Genomic DNA, 1,904 nt, shown 5'->3' on the forward strand with positions numbered 1-1,904 from the left:
GAGCACCGAAAGGAACGGGGCGTGGCGAGCGAAGGTTTCCAGGGTCTCAGGACCCAGGAAGCGGATCAGGGGCCGGATCGGCAGAGGGCTCGAGGTCGGGCGGCTGTCCAGGACGTAGGTTCGGCGACTGCGGCTGTCGGGCCAGAGGAGCCCTGACAGAACCTTGAGCAGGGTGGTCTTGCCCGCGCCGTTGGGGCCGATGACGGCCCAGTGCCCCTGGGAGCCCAGATCCCAGTCGAGACCGGCGATCAGAGGGCGGTTTTTGCGACGAACAGTAATGTTCTCGAGGAGGATGCGCAGGGTCGGATTCATGGGTCTGGAATGTCGCATGGCGGACCGACTGGAATGAAGACGGCATACTTCCGGCCGCAAAGGGGCAATGCTCCGGCTTGACGTCTGCGGTTCGGATCTCCACAATCATAGCTGTCCCGGGATGTTCCGGGTTTTGCCAAACATCAAGCCAAGGAGTGGCCCATGCCGTCGTTCGATATCGTCAGTCAAGTGGACCTGCAGGAAGTGGACAACGCCGTGAACAATGTCAAGAAGGAGGTGGCCGGTCGGTTCGATTTCAGGACCATTCCCACGGACATCGACTTTAACCGCAAGGACAAGAAGATCAGGCTGGTCACCGGAAGCGAGATGCACATCCGGGCCCTGCGGGACATGCTCATTGCCCATCTGACCCGGCGCAAGGTGGATTCCCGCATCCTGGAGTTCAAAGATCCGGAGCCGACCTCCCAGGGCCGGGTCAAGCAGGAGATCGGTCTACAGGAGGGCATCGACAAAGACACGGCCCGGAAGATCGTCCAGCTGGTCAAGGCCTCCAAGCTCAAGGTCCAGACGGCTATCCAGGACGAGCAGGTCCGGGTGACGGGCAAGAAGATCGACGATCTGCAGGCGGTCATCCGGCTGGTGGACGAGGCCGGGCTGGAACGGCCCCTGCAGCACGTGAACATGAAGAACTGAACCGGGCCTATCTGGCGATCCGCAAGGGCGGGGAAAAGGCGTTGAACCGCTCGATCACCCACCGGACCGGGCCGGGGATCAATCGTTCCATGGTCGTGGGTTTGAGGCGGCCCGAGCGGATGGCTCGGACCATGCGGATACCCAGGTTTCCGGCCGCCTGGACCTGGTCCGTTCCAAGCCGGCGCAAAAAGTAGACCCGTCGCCAATCCTTTTCATTTTCGGGCAAGCGCTGGAGGCAGGCTCCGGCGTAGAGGTCCCCTACCCATTGACCGTGGACCATGAGGGGCACGTTGCCCTTGAGCCACGGCGTACCGTCGTCGCAGAAGCGGCGCATCCGCTCCGGCATACCCCCGGCCGAGAGAATGGCACCCACGGCCCGGACCTTGTCGTCGATGCGGCTGACCATGCCCATGCCTCCGAGAAAGGGTCTGGAGGACGGCCGCAAGACCCTCCAGACCAGGCGTTCGCAGAACATGGTCACAAGCCCGCTGACAAAGCCGCTGTGCACCGGTGAGGCCAGGAGCAGGCCGTCGGCGGCTGCGACGCGGGCGACGATGTCGTCCATGTCGTCCTGGATGCTGCACGGAGCCGGGCCCTGACCCTGATGGGCGTAGCATTGGAGACAGTTGGCGCAGTGGGCCATGGAGAGGTCGCGGAGCATGACCATCTCGGCCGCAGCCCCATGGGACCTCGCTCCGTCCATGAACGAGCGGGCCAGGGCTGTGGTCGTGCCCTCGGCCCTGGCCGATCCGTTGATGACCAGGATGTTCACCGTGTGTTTCCCTCCCTTGGACTTGGGCACATTCCAATCAAATCAAGTAAATGTGCCATGAACGGCCTTCTGTCAATGCCACGGTCGGGCCAGGTTCGGCAAGATTATCGCGAGATCGGCTGTGCAGATGTTTTTATGTTTGGTCTAATCGAGTTCCATTTGACTG

General features: G+C 62.3%; 3 protein-coding genes. 1 reads left to right on the forward strand and 2 read right to left on the reverse strand.

What is annotated here, in order from left to right:
- Positions 1 to 330 (reverse strand): ATP-binding cassette domain-containing protein (locus EOM25_14420; GenBank protein NCC26370.1); only part of this gene is annotated, 330 nt, incomplete at its 3' end.
- 144 nt (positions 331 to 474) lie between these two features.
- On the opposite strand from EOM25_14420, the gene EOM25_14425 reads away from it, so the two are divergent.
- Complete coding sequence (locus tag EOM25_14425) at positions 475 to 966, forward strand: YajQ family cyclic di-GMP-binding protein (protein NCC26371.1); 492 nt, start codon at positions 475 to 477, stop codon at positions 964 to 966.
- 7 nt (positions 967 to 973) lie between these two features.
- On the opposite strand, the gene EOM25_14430 is transcribed toward EOM25_14425, so the two are convergent.
- Positions 974 to 1,768, reverse strand: coding sequence for a flavodoxin family protein (locus EOM25_14430; GenBank protein NCC26372.1), 795 nt, complete (start codon positions 1,766 to 1,768; stop codon positions 974 to 976).
- Positions 1,769 to 1,904: the final 136 nt, after the last annotated feature.

Source organism: Deltaproteobacteria bacterium, from assembly GCA_009929795.1.
Lineage (GTDB): Bacteria > Desulfobacterota > Desulfovibrionia > Desulfovibrionales > Desulfomicrobiaceae > RZZR01.

Excerpts from the sequence above, each read along its gene's own strand:
- EOM25_14425 (NCC26371.1), top strand. The coding sequence starts at position 475 with ATGCCGTCGTTCGATATCGTCAGTCAAGTGGACCTGCAGGAAGTGGAC.